This is a genomic window from Rhodococcus shunpengi (assembly GCF_048381395.1).
In the GTDB taxonomy this organism is placed as follows: domain Bacteria; phylum Actinomycetota; class Actinomycetes; order Mycobacteriales; family Mycobacteriaceae; genus Rhodococcus.
This window is the reverse complement of the sequence record NZ_JBLWIU010000036.1, coordinates 597636-615953: the sequence shown is the minus strand read 5'-3', so window position 1 is coordinate 615953 and position 18318 is coordinate 597636. Positions and strand designations below refer to the sequence as shown.

Below are 18318 nucleotides of genomic sequence, written 5' to 3'. Positions count from 1 at the left end.
TCGAACAGTTCCAGGAACCGCTTCTGATCATGACCCGGCGCGTGGAACACCAGATGATTCAACCCCGCATCGACATACGCCTTGACCTGCTCGACCGCCTCGTCCGGATCCGACGCCACGATCCACCGCTTGGCGACCTGCTCGATCGGCAACGCATCCGCCGCCGCCTCCATCTCCATCGGATCGTCGATGGAATGCTTCTGCTCCGGCGTCAGCGACAACGGTGCCCAGAACCGGGTGTTCTCCAACGCCTTGCCCGGATCGGTGTCGTACGAGATCTTGATCTCGATCATCTTGTCGATCTGCGCCACATCCCGCTCCGCCTTCCCGGCGCCCTCCGCCACGGCCGGCAGGAGTTTGTCGGTGTAGAGCTCCATGCCCTTACCCGAGGTGCAGATGAACCCGTCCCCGGCGCGTCCGGCATAGCGGGCCACGACCGGGCCACCGGCGGCGACATAGACCGGAATACCGTCCTCGGGCACGTCGTAGATCGACGCCCCCTTCGTCGAGTAGTACTCGCCCTCGAAATCCACCCGATCCCCGCGCCACAGCTCGCGCATCAACCGCACCGACTCCCGAAGACGGGCGAAGCGTTCCTTGAACTCCGGCCACTCCCCGGCATAGCCGGTGGCGATCTCGTTGAGCGCTTCACCGGTGCCGACGCCGAGGAAGATCCGCCCCGGATACAGACACCCCATCGTCGCGAAGGCCTGCGCGATCACCGCCGGGTTGTACCGGAACGTCGGCGTGAGCACACTCGTGCCGAGCTGCAGGCGTTCGGTGCGCTCGCCGACGGCGGTCATCCACGCCAACGAGAACGGGGCGTGCCCACCGTTGTGCCGCCACGGCTGGAAATGATCCGACACCGTCGCCGAATCCATTCCGTGCGCCTCGGCGAGCACACCCAACTCGACCAACTCGCGCGGGCCGAACTGCTCCGCCGACGCCTTGTACCCCAACTTCAAACCCTGAGCCACAGATTCCTCCGACCGTTCGCGTTCCGATGCCCCGAGTATGCCGCTTACCCAAGCGGAAGTTGGGGGAGGTCGTGTGCGTCTTTCGCGAGAAAAACACACATAACCTCCCCGAACGTGGCCTGTCTCGGGTGTGTACGGCACGCCGTAGACTCGCCTCGGTGACCCCGCTCGAACTCTTCCTCGTCGCATTGGCCGGGCTCGGCGCCGGAGCGATCAACTCCCTCGTCGGATCCGGCACCCTCATCACCTTCCCGACGCTCGTCGCGTTCGGTGTACCTCCGGTGACCGCGACGATGTCCAACGCGATCGGCCTGGTCGCTGGAGGTGTGTCGGGCACCTGGGGGTATCGGCGCGAACTGCGCGGGCAATGGGAACGGTTGCGATGGCAGATCCCCGCATCGTTCTGCGGGGCGCTGGTCGGAGCGTGGTTGCTGCTCCACCTGCCGGAGACCGTCTTCGAGACGGTCGTGCCGATCCTGCTCCTCCTGGCACTCACGCTCGTCGTGTTCCAGCCGAAGATCCAGGCGTGGGTGGCTCGCCGGACAGGAGGCGACGCCGACGGCCACCTCGGACCGGTGCGGATGACACTGCTCGTCGTCGGCACCTTCGCCGTCGGCATCTACGGCGGCTACTTCACGGCGGCACAGGGCATCCTGTTGATGGGCCTGTTCGGAGCATTGCTGCACGACCACATCCAGCGACAGAACGCGGCGAAGAACCTTCTGTCGCTGGTCGTGAACGTCGTGGCCGCGTGCGCGTACATCCTCGTGGCGTTCGACCGGATCGACTGGACCGTGGCCGCGCTGATCGCCGTGGGCTCCTTGATCGGTGGTTATCTCGGCTCCCACTACGGCCGACGCCTGTCGCCGGTCGCGCTGCGTGCAGTGATCGTCGTGGTCGGGTTGATCGGTCTGTACCGACTGCTCGCCTGAGACTCTCGTTTCTTTCAGGCGGTAACAAGTTGGTCTCCTGATACCTCCCTCGATAACAAACGCCTCACGCGTAACAAGCACCGGGTATGCGACAGATCACATCGGGTACCTGACGGAGGTCGGAAGAACGATCTTCGAGGGGAGCGACTGTATGAAGAAACAAACCAAGGGAGCCATAGCCGCAGGTGCCGGAGCCATTCTGCTTCTGGGTGGCCTGGGGAGCCTTGCGTTTTGGAACGACCAGACCGATGGTGACGCCGGTACCATCACGTCCGGCCAACTGGCGCTCGGGGAGTGCGCCGGTGGCGGCACATGGACCGATGTCGGGAACGGCGGCACAGCGATCGCCGACATCTCGTCGTTCCGGATCGTTCCGGGTGACACGGTCCGCTACACCTGCGACTCGACACTCACCGCCGAGGGCGACAACCTGGAGGCGACACTCACGGCGAATCTGAACGATGTGACGGGCAGCGCCGATCTCCGAAATGCGCTCACCACCACCATCGACGGCGAGTACGCCGGCCAATCGTTCACCGGTGGCAGTGACGGCATTCAGGTCACTGCAAACAGTGGTGCTGCCCAGCCGATCTCGGTCGACGTCACCATCGCGTTCGACCCGGCCACGTCGGGGACGACCGGGCAAGGTCAGACCGTGGATCTGGGCAACCTGAGCCTGAATCTGCAACAAAACACGAACCCCGCTCCCGCGTGAGGACATGAAGCGGGGATCGATCTGGATCGCCGCAGTCGCGTCGGTTCTGCTGCTGACCGTCTGGTCCACGCAGCAGACCGGCGCACTGTGGCGCGACAGCACACAGTTCAGGGGCGGGACGATCACCTCGGGAAGCCTGACCATTCTGGCCCAGGGTTCCCAGGACTACTCGTGGTCGAACTTCGGTGGTACCAACCTGGCGCAGGGGTCCGTGGTGCAACAACCGTTGACGGTCAGTGTCCAGGGTGACGCCGAAGCGCGCTATCGCCTGCAGGCGGTGCGACAGAGTTCGGCCCAGCTGCCGATTGCGGTGACGGCTTGGATCGTTCGGTCGGTCGACGCATGTCCGACATCGTCGGGTGCACCGGTCGGTGCGCCGACCGCGACCACCGGGGGGCCTTGGACCGTCTTCCCTGCACCGGGCGACGGACGGTCGGCTGCGCCGGGCACCACCGAGGTGTGGTGCCTTCGGGCGACCGTCGGGACCGCAGCAGAACAAGGACGATCGACGACACTGGCGCTCGAATTCCGAGTGGAGCAACAACTATGACCGATTCCCAGGACAAGGACGAGAACACAGGACCACTGTGGTGGATCGGCTCCATGTTCACCTGGGCCCTGCTGTTCGCCATGCTAGGTCTACTGACAGTGACCATCCTGATCCCTGCCGTCGCCGGGGGCGAACGCTTCACCGTGCTGACCGGATCGATGGACCCCACCTACCCGCCAGGCACGCTCATCGTCGTAAAGCATGTCGAATCCGACGAGCTCGCGATCGGAATGCCTGTGACATACCAGTTGAGGTCGGGTGATCCCACCGTGGTGACACACCGGATCATCGCATCCACGCAATCCGCGAAGGGAGGGCGCACCTACATCACCCAAGGCGACGCCAACAACGTTCCCGACGAGAAACCCGTCCTCTACGAACAGATTCGAGGACGTGTCTGGTATTCGATCCCCTATCTCGGCTACGTGAACAACTGGCTGACGGGACAGCAACGTTCGTGGACCGTCGGAATCGTTGCGATCGCACTGTTCGGCTACGCCGCGATCCTGTTCGCAGGTGGGATCCGTGACAGCAGGCGAGAGAAGGCAACAGCGCGAGCGGGTGGAGTGGACGATGCAACGCGATGACGTCGTCGATCGCATCGCAGCGTGCCGACGAAGCACACATTCGTTCTTCACGGTCCGGGTGCGCGCTCTGCTCACGCTTGGAACGATCCTTGCCCTCGGCACGGCGGGAACGTTTGCCGCGTGGGCGAATTCTGCGGTGGCCACGGGTACTTTCAGCACCGGCACGATCGATCTCCGCGCGAACGACACGAAGTCCTTCACGTTCTCGGCTCTGAGTATGACGGGAATGTTGCCCGGTGAAAGCCAGGCTGCGAGCCTGCAGGTCCAGAACACTCGATCGACGATGGATGTCACCTACACGGTGAATGTCACGACCCCTGCGGGAAGTCCCGCGCTCGCGAACAACCTTCAGCTCCGAGCCTTCAGCGGCGGAACCCCATCGAATGCCACCACCGGGGGTCTGCGCACAGGGTCGTGCACCGGCTCCCAGATAGGGCAGACGACTCTCGCGGCGGGGAGCTCCGCGCCCATTGTCACGTCACCCCGTCCGCTCGCTGCGTCCACCGGTACGGAGACCTTGTGCGTGGTCGTCACGCTCCCCACTACGACGCCGCTCACGACTCAGAATCAGAGCGTGCCGGCCCTGGTGTTCACTTTCGCCGCACAAACGACCGTGTGAGGTGGCAATGTTCGTACATGTCCGCGACGAACCGCCACCACGTCGATGGCGGAATGCCGTGCTCACGGTCGGCGCCGTGATCGGCGGTCTATGCATCCTCGCGACGGTTGCGTCGGTTCTGTTCGGCCTGACCCCCCTGATCTTTCGATCGGGCTCCATGTCGCCCGCGATTCCTTCCGGTTCCCTTGCGATCGCGCGAACCTTGCCGGCGTCGGAGTTGCGCATCGGTGACGTGGTGAGCGTGATCAACGACCAAGGCAGCCGTATCACCCACCGAATCGTGGACGTCGAGTCCTTCGCCGGAAATACAGCGCTCCTCCGGTTACAGGGGGACGCAAACCCTGAGCCGGATCCTCGAAGTTACGGAGTGAGCTCGGCCGAACGCGTGCTCTTCCATGTCGACGGACTCGGTTACGTCGCCGCGTGGCTTCGAACCGTGCCCGGACTGATAATGCTGGCAATTCTCGCGGCCGCGCTCATCCGGATTGCGGTGCGTCCTGATGCGCCACTGCTCGGCAGCATTCGCACCCCCGCAACTCCTCTGGTCGTCCTGATTGCTGTCTCCGCCGTCGGCCTCGCACATACGCCCGGGACCTACGCGGCGTTCACCGACAGCGCGACCGCGCGCAGTGGTGCGTTCGCGTCGAAGGCCGAGTACGTACCGCGAGTTGCAGGGACTGTCGGTTGCACCAGCAAGATCATTCTCGATCAGTCCGACCCGGTCACTTTGACCTGGACGCATCTCGGGTCGCCCTATCGGTACCGGATCATCCTGCGAGATCTGGACGGTCGCGTCTGGCGCACCGTAGACATCACCGATGTCACCGCCGCGACAGGCGGCACCATCTCATACGACCTGTTCGGCACAGGTCTTCCTCGCCGCAGCGTCATCTGGCAGTACAACGCGGAAGTACACACGATGTTGCCGGGAGGGATGGTATCGGCAGCGTGGAGGGGCCGCCTCGTATCCCAGCCTGCCTCTGTGATCAGCCACAACCAGGACCTCAACTGCAGTCCGAGCGGAGAACGTGACGGGACCCCGGCTTATGTTGCGCCACCTGCTTCTGTTGCGTGTTCCACGAACGGCACAGGGAGCGCCGCCGCAGCAACATTGACATGGCCTCACATCGGCACGGGTGTCACTTACCAGGTCACCGTTCGCAATCCGTCGGACGGCAATATCGCTTACACCACCACGGTAACCACCACACCGACGACCGCCGGGCAACCCGTCACCGTCGGGATCGCCCGGACCAACCTCGACACCGCGCTCATCACCGCGAATACCGCTGACGCCGAGATCCGATCCCTCCAAGGAGGTTCGTATTCCACGGGTTTCGTGGCATACAGGCTCAACACTACGTCTACAACGGGACTCACCTGCTCGGCACCCACGATGGGAGCACGCTCATTGCCGCAATCCTCTGCTTCCACCACGACATCGACGCCCTCCCCGACCGCAAGTGCGGGGACATCGACTCCCCTCGGTCCGACGACCACCGAGGGGAGTCCCAGCTCTTCCGCGTCACCGACCGGAACCGCAGAAACGGAAGTTGCCTCCGCTCTCCGCTCACCATCCGGCCTGTACTTCGCTCGTCTCGTCCGATCCGAAGCCGGAACGTATGCGGTCATCACTGCTGCGATGGGTGGCGAGGAGTACCGCACGAGCGCCTCGGCGAGTGACGCAATCACCTGGGCGGCCGATTCGGATGAGCTACGCATCACCGGGAGTTCGGGGGCATGGGTGATCAGTAAGGCGTCGGGCTCGTGGGTGAAGAGTGCAGTGGTCGATCCGGTCCCGGCTGCGCCGCCCGCGCCTGTTCCTTCACCCACCGACGGACCTGCTCCTGCACCGGTTCCCGAGGAGACGCCGGCCGAACTTGCGCCGACCTCCCCGAGCGACGATGCTCCTGTGGGCGAGCCGGCCGACGACGAATCGGAAGGCTGATGCGAAGATCGCAGGTCTGAGCGTTACTCATCGACGGTCGACGAGTAATCCTCCTCCGTGGTCGCCGGTTCGGATTCCGACTCGGTCATCTCCGCGCTGTCGTCCGGGACTGGCGGTGTGGTGGTGACGACGGGCTCCGGTCGGGTTTCCGGCGCAGGTAGCGAGAAGATCCATCCCGCTGTTCCGTCCGGCCGCAACATCACGGCGGTTCCATCGTTCGTCACGTCGAAGGTAACCCAGCCCGAGTAGGTACTCGCAGGATCGAATGTCGCCGGTAGCGACGCGCCTGCATCGCACTCCCCGCTCGGCGAGCCGACCGACGCCGTGCCACCGTCGGCGAGGACTTCCCGGAAGTCGGACGCGCGCAACCCCTTCAGATGGTCCGAACCGTCCGAAGTCGTCACACTCAACCGCACAGCGACGCATCCGGGAGTCCTCGATATGCGTTCCACGGTTACGCTCCCCAGGTCGTGATCGTCCGTCGTGACGATCGAGAACGGAGACGACATTCCGGCGCGCGTCGGGATGGTAGGTCCGCTCGGGGTGGGTGCCAGGGATAGCGTCGGAATTGGTGCTACAGCGGGATCATTCTCGAGTGGTTCGTCATCGGGCGTCGATGTACCAGCCCCGGCTGTGACGTCCCCATCGCCACGACCCGGCCACGGGGTGGCGTCTACATCCCTTTCGGTTCCGTTGTCTTCGAGCGACGGAATGATCTCGACTGTCTCGACAGGCGAAGTCGAGTCCGGCTCTGTAGCACTACCGTTCTCGCGACGTTCGTCGAGATCGCCGTCCGTGTCGATTTTCGTCCGATCCGGGTCGACGGTCTTGTCACCAGAGGTCACGGGTTGCTTCTCGGCCTCACCGACGACACCTTCGTCGAACAGTGAATCGATCGGAGACTGCAGGCTCTCGTCGCCGCCGCATGCGGCAGATTGTGGTCCAGATGCAGGTTCGTCGTCACTGGCCTGGATCTCGGCGACCACGCGACCCTCGGCGAGAGGTTCTTTGTCCGGTTGCTCATCGTTCAAATCGGCCACGCACGACGGAGCGTCCTGCTGCGTCGTCATCATTGCTGCCAGCGCGGAGATCGACGGCTTCACTTCTGCCCAGCGAATCGGCGCATCGGTTCCGATACCACATTCCGCATACGCGAGGACCATGTCCAGTTCCCACTTCTCGTCGTGCGAGATTTTTCCGGTACTTGTCATCGCGAGGCGAAGCTCTGACGACGCGCTCGTAGAAGTCTGAGTCTTCGTCCAGGTCAACTGCGCATCGTAGTCGTAGCCGAAGCCGCTTCGGGTCTGACGGGTGGATTTGGAGTTGTTCGGGCCTGGATCGGACGGAAAGGGAAGCTTTTCGGTATTTCCCATTCCGGCCAGCACGACACCGCCGAAGATCGAGTTGATTCCGCCTGCCACCGGTGGACCCCCGATCGGACAAGATGCAGTTGTCGAAACCACGTCCGCCGAGCCGAATCGCGCGAGGTCGATGCCGCCGGAGGTCGTCTCCACGAGTAGGCCTCTGGCTGCGGCAGCCGCGAAGACGACCGAGGATCCGGTGCTTTGGCCATTCGTGCATGGGACAGTAACCAAGCTCGCGTAGACCGCACACGATGCACCTTCGATCTCCACCGGCAACAGGAGACCAAGCGTGCCGCCGACGCTGTTCTGGTTGCCGAATCGCACATCGGCGTAGGCCGGCGCCTGCCCCGGTTCACGGGTGGTTGCCAGTCCGCTGCGCACACTCGATCCGACCGGGCGGGACATGGAGTACTTGGCAGCCACGGCACGGGCGTATCCCTTTCCATAAGCGCCGGGAACGTCGAACTTCGCCGACCCGGAGACCCGATCGTTCCAGTTCGCAAGAGTCTGACCCGCGAAGCCCGAATTGGAAGCGAGCAGACCGATGACTCCGAGTACACCGACCAAAGCGACGAGCGCGCGCAGCGACTTGCTGTTCATCGTCGACCGCGTCTCACGTCGTCGGGTTCACGGCCGGCCTGCCGGCCGTCGTCCTCGGACTCCCGCGGCCAGAATGCCCACAGCACGAGTGCCGCGGCGGCAAGCGTCAGACCTCCCAGCACCCAGGGGTCGGAGAACCACACGATCACCGCGGCAGCACCCGGGACCGACCACAGGACCTTCCGTACCTCGGTCACACGATACGGACCCGGGTCGGGGTTGGGGTTTGCGTCGCCCTGCATCTCGATGAGCGCCTCGCCCGCCCGCTGCGGGTGAACCGCGATGACGCGGTGGGTCACCGGCAGCTCTCCCTCCTCGCGATCGACGGTGACGATGTCGCCCACCGCGATCTCGTCCGCCGAGATGCGTTGCACGACAGACATGGAGCCTTGGGGAATCGTCGGAGACATCGAGCCCGTCTTGAACAGGATCAACGAGATGTCGAAGGCAAACGCGGCGGTCACGAGCCCGATGCACACAACTCCTCCTGCTGCGAGCAGGTTGAGGAGAGCGTTCTCGACTCGGGACCACAGCGAGCGGCGAGGCTTCGTCGGTTCGTGGAGGACGTGCACAGTTTCGGCCGTTTCTGTAAGGAGAAGGAGACGGGACTCGTCGACTCGACACCGGACGGTCGAGTCGACGAGTCGATTTGCATCACGGGGTCGGGTTCGCGGGTTCCGTGCTCGCAGCCTTGAACTCCCAGTTCACCGATGTCGAGTACTTTCCTTCGTTCGCGGTACCGAGCTGGCCGGGGGTGGTTCCGGCGGGCAAGGTCACGGCGAAGCAGAGCCAGTGCTCGTTCTTGGCGGGTATGGCGATCGGGGCGGTGATTGCGGCGCTGCCGACTTTTCCACTTGTGCGGGTGGTGCCGTTCACCGCTGCTGCATCGCACGCGGTCGACGAGCCTGCGATGGAGGCGACCTTCAGGTCGAGCACGCCAGCGAGCGCTGCATTCGTCGCATTCTGTGCAGCCGGCATGGTGATGTTCGCACCGAGACTTTCGGACACCACCCGCAGACCCACCTTCGCGTAGACGGTGTCGCCGGGCACGAGAGCGGATGCATTCACGCCGAAGTTGAAGGATCCAGCGGCGTTCGCAGTGACGAACTCGTTCCAGCCGTCCGAGGCCCCGGTGAAGTTGCCTTGCACGTTCCAGCTGTTGGCGCCGGTACCGAACTCGGCCTTACCCCACACAGAGTCGTTCCACGCAGCGAGGGTCACTGCCGCACCCACGCCGAGAACGAGGCCGGAGGCCAGGATCGCGCGGACCTTGCGACGCTTCTGTGCCTTGTTGTCGGCGTTGTCGATCGTCATGACTCACTCCTCTGGGCAATCTGCGTGCCCGCTCGTGTCGCTTGTCGCCCCCCGGCCCTTGGCCCTCCCCGAATCAGGCATGGGGCTACCGCACGACCGAATATCGAATTTCGATCGAGTGGGGTTCTGCGGGTTATTGCTGGTTTGTTTTCCGTCCGTTGGATCGGACTTACTCGGAAGTATGTTACCGGCAGGTAGTCAAACTCAAGATCTGTGACACAGATCATCCTGGACGGTCTTCTTTAACGTTTCCCCAGATCATACACAGTAGTTGAAGATTCACCCATGGTTTCACCCGCAGAACCTGGACAATCGTCCAATTCAGGGCGATCGACCGACTACCTGAAACAGAAGTCCCTAAACGGACATTGAAGACAATAATTCCATCGCTGGAATTATGTGTTACGAGAAAGCACAGGAATTAATTCGACTTCAGAGAAATGGGAATTCCGGCCACTACAAGAATCGCCGACTCACTGGCCTCGGCAACCCGCGCGTTGAGCCGACCCAGCATGTCGCGAAACAACCGCCCCGACGCGCTCGCCGGCACCACACCGCTGCCCACCTCATTACTGACGGCGACCACGGGAACCCGGGCCTGTCGCCACGCATCGAGGAGATCCTCGATGTCGGCATGGACCGCAGCGGGATCTCCCGTATTCCACACGTCGTGAAGGTCGAGTCGTGCAGTGAGCCAGGTTCCGAGACAGTCGACGAGCAGAGGTTCGTCCGCATCCCTCAGCACCTTCGCCACATCCGATGTCTCGATCGTCGACCACGAGTCCGGTCGTCTCTCCCGGTGCAGCGCAACACGTTCCGCCCATTCGGCGTCACCTTCACGCGTCCCGCCGGTGGCGACGTAGGTGACGGACGGATACGACGCGAGCAGTTCCTCGGCGTGCCGCGACTTGCCCGACCGCACTCCCCCGAGCACCAATGTCCGATGCGGCACGACCGGCGGCTCTTCACCCACGTGGATCACCTCACCGTCACGACCCGGACGAGCATTCAACTGCTGCAGACGATTCCGCAGATCGTCGATTGGCGGATTGTGGTGCCCCAGATGCACCGCGACCACGTCGGTGTTCTCGGTGACGGCACCGGCCCCGCGCAGACCATCCACCATCGCGCCGAACTCGGGCAGACCGAGGTGGCCTTCGGACAGTTCGGAACGGTCGCCGAAGGTCTCTTCCAGGAAGACCGCGTCGAACCGGGCGTCACGCAGGGTCTCGAACCACTCGGTGGGCCACATCCCGGTGTCGCACGCCCACAACAACCGCGACCCGCCGGGACCCGTCACGTCGTACAGCACCGCATCTCCGTCACGGAACACCTTGTGCCGTGCGGGAAGAACACGCACCGAGTACTCGCCGACGGTGAGCGAGTCCCCCGCCTCGACCGGTACGAAGCGCACCGGGTCGTCCGGACCCACCCACGGCCGGCAGGTGTCGAGCGCATCGGCGGAACCGATCACGTCGAGTTCCACACCGGCGGCGACCCACGCTCGGAACAGCAGTGCCTGCGGGCCGAGATGGTCGGCATGGGCGTGGGTCAGGAGAATGTGGCGCACCTTCGCCAGCGACCTGCCGTGTCGCACGGCCGCCCGGGGCGCCTCGGGTCCACAGTCGAGCATGAGCACGTCGTCGACGAGTGCCGCGGTCTGCCCGCGGATCTCACCGCGACGCGCGGCGTCCGCGCAGGATGCACACGTGCAGAACGGATTCGGCCACCCGTCCGCCGCGCCGGTCCCCAGGAGTACGACCTCCATCAGCAGTCCTTCGTACTGTCGCGGAGCGGGAGTACGGCACGACCCGCCGGACGGTCGAGGATCTCGACGCGGGCACCGTAGACCTGTGCGATGCGGTCGGCGGTGAGCACATCATCGGGGGCTCCGTCGGCGACGACGTGTCCGCGATCGAGGAGCACGAGTCGTTCCCCGTACTGCGCGGCGGAGGTCAGATCGTGCATCGCGGCGATGACGGTGAGGTCGCCTTCGGTGCGCATCGAGTCGACGAGTTCGAGTACCTGCTGCTGGTGCCCGATGTCGAGTGCGCTCGTGGGTTCGTCGAGAAGCAGCACCCGCGGTTGCTGGGCGAGAGCGCGCGCGAGCACGACGCGCTGCAGCTCACCGCCGGACAGTTCGGTCGCGAGGCGCGGGGCGAACGCTTCGAGCTCGAGTCGTTCGACGACGCGGTCCACCACCTCGCGGTCGTGTGCGGTCTCGGAACCGAAGCGCGGGATGTGCGGGGTGCGGCCGAGGTGGATCAGTTCCCGGACGGTGACGCCTTCCGGCACCACCGGGCGTTGCGGCATCAGCGCGACCGCGCGTGCCATGTCCCGGCGTCCGGCGCGCCCCGGCGCGATGTCGGCGACCTGCAGGTGACCGGTGGCCGGCACGAGACCGGCGAGGACGTGCAGGAGAGTGGTCTTGCCCGATCCGTTGGGTCCGACCAGCGACACCCAGGATCCCGCGGTGACGTTCAGGTCGACCCCGTGCAGCACCTCGACACCGCCGCGTTCGGCACTGAGCTGACGGCACGAGACCGTCGTGGTCGGGGTGGTGAGAACATCGCTTTTCATCGGACACCTCGGCTCCGCCTGAGCACGACGAGGAAGAAGGGCGCCCCGATCGCCGCGGTGACGACACCGATCGGCAGTTCGGCGGGCGACATGACGGTGCGGGCCAGGACGTCCGCGAGGACGAGGAAGGACGCACCCACCAGCAGTGACAGCGGCAGCAGGAGGCGGTGGCCCGGTCCGACGAGCAGCCGGACCGCATGGGGAACGACGATGCCGACGAACCCGATGAGTCCGCTGGCCGAGACCACTGCGGCGGTTCCGAGCGTCGCGACGCACACGAGCAGCAGCCGCACGCGCGCCGGATTGATCCCGAGGCTCGCGGCTTCGACGTCGCCGACCGCCATGACATCGAGTGTGCGCCGATGCAGCGCGATGATCGCGACGGTGACCACGACGTAGGGCAGGACCACCACGACGTCGGACCAGCCGTCGGTGGACAGGCGGCCGAGCATCCACGAGTACACCTGCCGAAGCGTGTCGTCGTGCAGTTGCATGAAGAACGTCTGGATCGCGTTGGCGAAGGCCGCGACGGCGACACCGGCGAGAATGATGACGACTTCCGAGCGGCTGCCACCGACGGTGCGGCCGAGGGAGTACGTCGCGCCGACGGCGAGCAGTCCCCCGGCGAAGGCCGCGATCGGAACGCCTGCGAACCCGGCGGCGCCGCCCACGACGATGGCGAGGGTGGCACCGAGACCGGCGCCGCTGGAGACCCCGAGGAGATAGGGGTCGGCGAGCGGATTGCGGAAAACTCCCTGGTAGGCCGCACCAGCGATGGCCAGCATCGCCCCGACCAGCACCCCGAGCACGACGCGCGGCATCCGGATGTTCCACAGGATCGCCTGCTGACGCGTGCTCAAGCCGGAGTCGACGTCGACGAGCGGCAGGCGGTCGGCGATGTCGAGCAGCACCCCGCCCGGGGTGAGACCGGCGGGTCCGACGAGGATCCCGACCAGCATCGCGGCGAACAGGGCGAGCACCGCGCCGGTCAGCACGAGCACGTTGCGCGGCAGTACCCGCGCACCGCCGGGTGGCAGTGCGCGGGTATGGCCTCGCGACAGGGAGATCAAGGCGTGGGCTGGGCCGCGGGGATGGTGCCGACGATCCGGGCGACCTCACGCATCAGGTCCACGACGCGCGGCCCCCAGCGACTGGCGATGTCCTCGTCGAGGACGTAGACGCGGCCGTCCCGGACAGCGGTGAGTTCGCCCCATCCGGCACGGTCCGCAACGACCTCGGGTGTGACGCCGCAGCACTGGCCGTCGGCCAGGAAGATCACGTCGGGGTTCTGTTCGAGGACGTACTCGGCGGACAACTGCGGGTAGCCGTCGCCGCCGGTCGCGATCGAGGTCAGCCCCAGCATCGAGTAGATCTCGCCGATGTAGGTGTCGTCGGTGACGGTGTAGAAGGTGTTGTCCAGCTCGTGGTAGTAGCTCAGCGGGGTCTCCCGTTCGGGGAGGCCGGCAAGGATCTCGTCGATGTCCGTCTTCATCTGCGCGACGAGCTCGGCGGCGTCGCCGACGTGTCCGGTCACGGCTCCCAGTTGCTCGATCTGGGCGTAGGTGTCGTCCAGGTTCTCGGCCGCGGGAAGGATCAGCGTCTCGACGCCGGCCTGCTCGAGCCCTGCGACGAGATCGGCGGTGTCGGCATTGGCGACGACGAGGTCGGGTTCGTATCCGAGGATCGCCTCGACGTTGGGGGTGTACCCCGACAGGTCGGTGACCGGCGCGTCGGTCGGGTAATCGGACCGGTCGTCGACTGCGACGACCTGATCACCGGCACCGACGGCGTAGAGCATCTCCGTGCTGGTGGGGCTCAACGACACGATGGCCTGGGGGACGTCCGCGGAGGTGGTGTCGGTGTCACCGGACGGTGACGAATCGTCGCTGCTCGAGCATCCTGCGGCGAGGAGCGCGAAGGCGGTCAGTCCGGCGGCGAGCAGCCGTCGGTGATTGTCGAGGGGCACAGCCATCCTCCGTTGTTCGGAGGACGAAAACAGTACGGCTGCAACGGTGCGGTTGCGGCACGTCACCGTCCTTCGTCCGAGGACCAGTACGTACGGACCCTCCGCGCCGGCTGACCTGGCTCACCCGGAAGTCGGGCTCACAGTTGCGGGACAGCGCCGGATTCTCACCGGCTTCACCGAAAACGCTGCGGGTGCCCTACCGGATCGGCAGGACACCCGCAGCGTAGCTCACGGCGTCCCAGGTCAGGACAGCGCCTGCTCGAGATCCTCGAGCAGGTCCTCGGGATCCTCGAGGCCCACGGACAGTCGCACCACACCGTCGGACAGACCGATCGCGGCCCGGCCCTCCGGTCCCATCGCCCGGTGGGTGGTGGTCGCCGGGTGGGTGATGAGCGACTTGGAGTCGCCGAGATTGTTGGAGATGTCGACGATGCGCAGCTTGTTCAGCAGCTCGAAGGCACGCTTCTTGCCCTCGCCCTCGGGGGCGTCGAGCTCGAACGTAATGATCGTGCCGCCGCCGCTCATCTGCGACTTCGCGAGTTCGTACTGGGGGTGCGATTCGAGGTACGGGTACTTGACCCAGCGCACGGCATCCTGCGTTTCGAGGAACTGCGCGATGCGCAGCGCCGAATCGACGGAGGCGCGCAACCGCACCGGCATGGTCTCGAGGCCCTTGAGCAGCGTCCACGCGTTGAACGGGCTCAACGACGGCCCGGTGTGGCGGATGAGCTGCTGCACGGGCCCGTCGATGTAGTCCTCGGGACCGAGGATCGCTCCGCCGAGCACGCGGCCCTGACCGTCGATGTGCTTGGTGCCCGAGTAGACGACGATGTCGGCACCGAGATCGATGCTGCGCTGCAGCAGCGGGGTGGCGAAGACGTTGTCCAGCACCACCTTCGCGCCTGCCGCGTGCGCCATCTCGGAGACGCGTCGCACGTCGACGAGGGTCTGCATCGGGTTCGACGGGGTCTCGAAGAAGACCGCGGTGGTGGGCACCGACAGCGCCTTCTCCCACTGGTCGAGGTCCTCGCCGTCGACGAACACCGTCTCGACGCCCCAGCGGGGCAGGATCTCGTTGCACACGACGAAGCACGAACCGAAGAGGCTGCGTGCCGCGACGAGGCGGTCGCCCTTGCCGAGCAGCGCGGCGAGCGCGGTGAACACCGCGGACATGCCGGACGCGGTGGCGTAGGCACCCCCGGCACCGTCGAGCAGGCGCAAGCGCTCCTCGAACATCTTCACCGTGGGGTTGCCGTAGCGGGAGTAGACGAAGTGGTCGACGTCGCCGGTGAAGGCGGCTTCGGCGGCCTCGGCCGACTCGTAGACGAACCCGGAGTTGAGGTAGAGCGCCTCGGAGGTCTCCTCGAAACCGGATCGGAGCAGGCCGCCGCGCACGCCGAGCGTGGCGGGGCGAACGGTGTCGGGCAGCGCCTTGTCGAACGCGCCGCCCTGGGGGATGGAACTCACGACTGCCTCCACGGCAGGCCCGCGGCCCGCCAGCCCTCGGCACCGCGATGGCCTTCGCCGTCGAGAGCGCCTTCGAATCCTTCGAGAACGTTGTAGGCGGGGGTCAGGCCCGCAGCGGTGGCGGCCGTGGCCGCTCCGATGGAGCGCTGCCCCGAGCGACACAGGAAGATCACCGGTCCGCCGCCGATACCCGCTGCCCTCAGGTCCTCGACGAAGCTCGGGTTGGGGGCGCCGTCGGGGTAACGAACCCACTCGACGAACACGGTCCGGCGACCGAGCGACGAGGTCTCGGGGACCCCGACGTATTTCCACTCGGCTTCGGTACGCACATCGACGAGCACGGCATCCGGATCACCTTGCAGCAGGTCCCATGCCTGCTGCGGCGTTATATCACCTGCGTAGCTCACCCGGACATGTTTTCACAGGTCGGGCTGTGACGTACACGCGGGCACCGCGTCGTATACGCGCGGCGACGCGTCAGAACCGGCAGATCCGCCACACGTCGTCGATGCGGACGACCTGCCACGTCTCGGTTTGCGTCTCCCCGTCGAGGCCGGTCCGGACGTCGACGGTGGCCCGATCGCCGTCCACGGCAATGTTCTGCGTGGCCTGCAGCTCCACCCGTCCCTCGACGTCCGCGAGCGGCGCTTCTTCGGCGGGCAGATCGCTGCAGCGCAGCCGGTCGAGGATCGGTCCGTCGTTCTCGTTGTGCGCGGAGACGTAGTCGGTGACGGCACGACGCACCATCTCGTCCTCGGTGAGGTCGTCGCCCGCCGGGGAGAAGAGCTGTGCACCGAAGACGACGAGGACGAGAACCACCAGGACGGCGAGGGCTCCGAGGAAAGGCCCTATGCTGCTACCGGTGGGACCGTCGGGATCCGGGCCGGGATCGGGTTCGGGTTCGGGGGCTCCGCGCTTGGCCATGCGCCCGATCCTAATGGGCGCGAGGTCGCGGCTCGTCACGGCCGCATTTGCCCTAAAAACCCTCTCGAGGTAGGAATTGTGGCATGGCCACCACGCAGCTCGTTCGACGCCTCGCCGTCGACCTGTGTCGTATGGGTGCCCACATGTGTTGTCGCTGAAGCGATTCGCTCGACGGTTCGATTCATCCTCCTTCGCCGTCATCCCCGCGCGACCTGCGCCGAGCCCACTGAGGGCAGCCTTAATTTAAGCTGGATATGTCCGTCCGCACACCGAAGAGGTAGTTGATCCCCTGATGACCGATCAGACTCGTCCCCTTCGCGTCGCGATCGTCGGTGCCGGCCCTGCCGGTATCTACGCCGCCGACGCACTCATGAAGTCCGACACTGCGCAGGATCCCGGGGTCAGCATCGACCTGTTCGAGCGCATGCCGGCGCCGTTCGGTCTGATCCGCTACGGTGTCGCGCCCGACCATCCGCGCATCAAGGGAATCATCACCGCCCTGCACAAGGTGCTCGACAAGCCGCAGATCCGCCTGCTCGGCAATCTCGACTACGGCAGCGACTTCAACCTCGACGACCTGCAGCGTTTCTACGATGCGGTGATCTTCTCGACCGGCGCGAACGCGGACCGCGCGCTGAACATCCCCGGCATCGACCTCGACGGCAGCTACGGTGCCGCCGACTTCGTGTCCTGGTACGACGGGCACCCCGACGTGCCGCGCAGCTGGCCGCTCGAGGCGGAGAAGGTCGCCGTCCTCGGTGTCGGCAATGTCGCGCTCGACGTCGCCCGCGTGCTCGCCAAGACCGGCGACGAGCTGCTGCCGACGGAGATCCCGCCGAACGTCTACGAGGGCCTGAAGAACAACAAGGCCGTCGAGGTGCACGTCTTCGGGCGCCGCGGTCCGGCGCAGGCCAAGTTCACCCCGCTCGAGCTGCGCGAACTCGACCACTCCCCGACCATCGAGGTCATCGTCGACCCGGAGGACATCGACTACGACGAGGGCTCCGAGCAGGCGCGCCGTAACTCCAAGCAGGTCGACATGGTCGCCAACACCCTGCAGGACTGGGCGATCCGCGATGTGGGCAACCGCCCGCACAAGCTGTTCCTGCACTTCTTCGAGTCCCCGCACGAGATCCTCGGTGAGGACGGCAAGGTCGTCGGTCTGCGCACCGAGCGCACCGAGCTCGACGGCACCGGCAACGTGCGCGGCACCGGCAAGTTCAACGACTGGGAGGTCCAGGCGGTCTACCGCGCGGTCGGTTACCTGTCGCAGAACATCGCCAAGCTGCCCTTCGACGAGCAGGCCGGCACCGTGCCGAACGAGGCCGGGCGGGTGCTCGCCGACGAGACCGCCGAGGGCCCGGACCGGTTCATGCCGCACACCTACGTCACCGGCTGGATCAAGCGCGGTCCCGTGGGCCTGATCGGTCACACCAAGGGCGATGCGAACGAGACCGTCGCGAATCTGCTCGAGGACCGGGCCGCCGGTCGTCTGAACACCCCCGAGGATCCGTCCGAGGACGCGATCGTGAAATTCCTCGAGGACAAGCAGCTGCCGTACACCACCTGGCAGGGCTGGTACCGCCTCGACGCGCACGAGCGCAGCCTCGGTGAGGCCGAGGGCCGCGAACGCGTCAAGGTCGTCGAGCGCGAGGACATGTTCCGCGCCAGCGAGCCGCACAAGGCCTGATCCGCGTCTGAGGTGATCAACGCCTGACCTGTACGAACGAGGAGGGATCCATCCGCACGGATGGGTCCCTCCTCGCATTCCGGGT

General features: G+C 65.6%; 17 protein-coding genes, 2 pseudogenes and 1 riboswitch. Of the genes and pseudogenes, 7 read left to right on the top strand and 12 right to left on the bottom strand.

Translation table 11 applies throughout. From position 1 onward, the window contains the following. Positions 1–977: glucose-6-phosphate dehydrogenase (coenzyme-F420) (gene fgd / locus ACNJ7K_RS26835; RefSeq protein WP_487042567.1), on the bottom strand; the 977-nt coding region annotated here is incomplete at its 3' end. A 158-nt stretch (positions 978–1135) separates the two neighbouring features. Between fgd and ACNJ7K_RS26830 the strand changes: the two genes are divergently transcribed. From ACNJ7K_RS26830 to ACNJ7K_RS26805, 6 genes are all read left to right on the top strand, one after another. Continuing rightward, the gene (locus tag ACNJ7K_RS26830) at positions 1136–1909 is read left to right on the top strand and encodes a sulfite exporter TauE/SafE family protein (RefSeq protein ID WP_120280170.1); all 774 of its coding nucleotides are present in this window, start codon (positions 1136–1138) and stop codon (positions 1907–1909) included. Between the two features lie 151 nt (positions 1910–2060). Beyond that, complete coding sequence (locus ACNJ7K_RS26825; RefSeq protein ID WP_120280171.1) at positions 2061–2624, top strand: alternate-type signal peptide domain-containing protein; 564 nt, start codon at positions 2061–2063, stop codon at positions 2622–2624. Positions 2625–2628: 4 nt separating this feature from the next. Further along, a complete protein-coding gene (locus ACNJ7K_RS26820; protein WP_120280172.1) occupies positions 2629–3174 on the top strand; it encodes a hypothetical protein in 546 nt (181 codons plus the stop codon). Continuing rightward, complete coding sequence (locus ACNJ7K_RS26815; protein WP_120280173.1) at positions 3171–3761, top strand: signal peptidase I; 591 nt, start codon at positions 3171–3173, stop codon at positions 3759–3761. The genes ACNJ7K_RS26820 and ACNJ7K_RS26815 overlap by 4 nt, the downstream gene beginning before the upstream one ends. Positions 3762–3819: 58 nt before the next feature. Then, on the top strand, positions 3820–4380 hold the full coding sequence (locus ACNJ7K_RS26810) for a TasA family protein (protein WP_120280174.1): 561 nt from the start codon (positions 3820–3822) through the stop codon (positions 4378–4380). Between the two features lie 58 nt (positions 4381–4438). Further along, positions 4439–6328, top strand: a complete 1890-nt coding sequence (locus ACNJ7K_RS26805) for a S24/S26 family peptidase (RefSeq protein ID WP_147414365.1) — start codon at positions 4439–4441, stop codon at positions 6326–6328. Positions 6329–6351: 23 nt separating this feature from the next. Here the strand turns inward: ACNJ7K_RS26805 and ACNJ7K_RS26800 are convergent, their stop codons facing one another. From ACNJ7K_RS26800 to ACNJ7K_RS26750, 11 genes and pseudogenes are all read right to left on the bottom strand, one after another. Next, positions 6352–8292 (bottom strand): hypothetical protein, encoded by a 1941-nt coding sequence (locus ACNJ7K_RS26800; RefSeq protein ID WP_120280176.1) that lies wholly within the window; start codon positions 8290–8292, stop codon positions 6352–6354. After that, positions 8289–8771, bottom strand: a complete 483-nt coding sequence (locus ACNJ7K_RS26795) for a signal peptidase I (protein ID WP_487042566.1) — start codon at positions 8769–8771, stop codon at positions 8289–8291. Before ACNJ7K_RS26795 ends, ACNJ7K_RS26800 begins: the two co-directional genes overlap by 4 nt. A gap of 175 nt (positions 8772–8946) precedes the next feature. Further along, entirely contained in the window at positions 8947–9606 is a 660-nt protein-coding gene (locus tag ACNJ7K_RS26790; RefSeq protein WP_120280178.1) for a SipW-dependent-type signal peptide-containing protein, read from the bottom strand. A 421-nt stretch (positions 9607–10027) separates the two neighbouring features. Further along, positions 10028–10537: pseudogene (locus ACNJ7K_RS26785) on the bottom strand (bifunctional adenosylcobinamide kinase/adenosylcobinamide-phosphate guanylyltransferase); the annotation flags it as partial. A gap of 183 nt (positions 10538–10720) precedes the next feature. Next, positions 10721–11239 (bottom strand): annotated as a pseudogene (locus ACNJ7K_RS26780) (MBL fold metallo-hydrolase); the annotation flags it as partial. Between the two features lie 134 nt (positions 11240–11373). Next, positions 11374–12186 (bottom strand): ABC transporter ATP-binding protein, encoded by an 813-nt coding sequence (locus ACNJ7K_RS26775; RefSeq protein WP_159417663.1) that lies wholly within the window; start codon positions 12184–12186, stop codon positions 11374–11376. After that, positions 12183–13145 carry a FecCD family ABC transporter permease gene (locus tag ACNJ7K_RS26770; RefSeq protein WP_225623838.1) on the bottom strand — a complete coding sequence of 321 codons (963 nt, stop codon included), beginning with the start codon at positions 13143–13145 and terminating at the stop codon, positions 12183–12185. Before ACNJ7K_RS26770 ends, ACNJ7K_RS26775 begins: the two co-directional genes overlap by 4 nt. Before the next feature lie 107 nt (positions 13146–13252). Next, the gene (locus ACNJ7K_RS26765; RefSeq protein ID WP_487042565.1) at positions 13253–14158 is read right to left on the bottom strand and encodes an ABC transporter substrate-binding protein; all 906 of its coding nucleotides are present in this window, start codon (positions 14156–14158) and stop codon (positions 13253–13255) included. 85 nt (positions 14159–14243) lie between these two features. Then, a riboswitch (cobalamin riboswitch) is annotated at positions 14244–14387 on the bottom strand. 8 nt (positions 14388–14395) lie between these two features. Then, the gene (locus ACNJ7K_RS26760; protein WP_268654407.1) at positions 14396–15619 is read right to left on the bottom strand and encodes an O-succinylhomoserine sulfhydrylase; all 1224 of its coding nucleotides are present in this window, start codon (positions 15617–15619) and stop codon (positions 14396–14398) included. Continuing rightward, positions 15616–16026 (bottom strand): rhodanese-like domain-containing protein, encoded by a 411-nt coding sequence (locus ACNJ7K_RS26755; protein ID WP_172415055.1) that lies wholly within the window; start codon positions 16024–16026, stop codon positions 15616–15618. The genes ACNJ7K_RS26760 and ACNJ7K_RS26755 overlap by 4 nt, the downstream gene beginning before the upstream one ends. Before the next feature lie 70 nt (positions 16027–16096). Further along, positions 16097–16543 carry an Rv0361 family membrane protein gene (locus tag ACNJ7K_RS26750; RefSeq protein WP_487042564.1) on the bottom strand — a complete coding sequence of 149 codons (447 nt, stop codon included), beginning with the start codon at positions 16541–16543 and terminating at the stop codon, positions 16097–16099. Positions 16544–16835: 292 nt separating this feature from the next. Here ACNJ7K_RS26750 and ACNJ7K_RS26745 point away from each other — a divergent pair, with 292 nt between their 5' ends. Then, positions 16836–18233 carry an FAD-dependent oxidoreductase gene (locus ACNJ7K_RS26745; RefSeq protein ID WP_159417661.1) on the top strand — a complete coding sequence of 466 codons (1398 nt, stop codon included), beginning with the start codon at positions 16836–16838 and terminating at the stop codon, positions 18231–18233. The last annotated feature ends 85 nt before the right edge of the window (positions 18234–18318 follow it).

Coding starts and splice junctions, on each gene's coding strand:
- ACNJ7K_RS26825 (WP_120280171.1), top strand. CDS start 2,061: ATGAAGAAACAAACCAAGGGAGCCATAGCCGCAGGTGCCGGAGCCATT.
- ACNJ7K_RS26820 (WP_120280172.1), top strand. CDS start 2,629: ATGAAGCGGGGATCGATCTGGATCGCCGCAGTCGCGTCGGTTCTGCTG.
- ACNJ7K_RS26815 (WP_120280173.1), top strand. CDS start 3,171: ATGACCGATTCCCAGGACAAGGACGAGAACACAGGACCACTGTGGTGG.
- ACNJ7K_RS26800 (WP_120280176.1), bottom strand. CDS start 8,292: ATGAACAGCAAGTCGCTGCGCGCGCTCGTCGCTTTGGTCGGTGTACTC.
- ACNJ7K_RS26790 (WP_120280178.1), bottom strand. CDS start 9,606: ATGACGATCGACAACGCCGACAACAAGGCACAGAAGCGTCGCAAGGTC.
- ACNJ7K_RS26775 (WP_159417663.1), bottom strand. CDS start 12,186: ATGAAAAGCGATGTTCTCACCACCCCGACCACGACGGTCTCGTGCCGT.
- ACNJ7K_RS26770 (WP_225623838.1), bottom strand. CDS start 13,145: ATGCTGGTCGGGATCCTCGTCGGACCCGCCGGTCTCACCCCGGGCGGG.
- ACNJ7K_RS26765 (WP_487042565.1), bottom strand. CDS start 14,158: ATGGCTGTGCCCCTCGACAATCACCGACGGCTGCTCGCCGCCGGACTG.
- ACNJ7K_RS26750 (WP_487042564.1), bottom strand. CDS start 16,543: ATGGCCAAGCGCGGAGCCCCCGAACCCGAACCCGATCCCGGCCCGGAT.
- ACNJ7K_RS26745 (WP_159417661.1), top strand. CDS start 16,836: ATGACCGATCAGACTCGTCCCCTTCGCGTCGCGATCGTCGGTGCCGGC.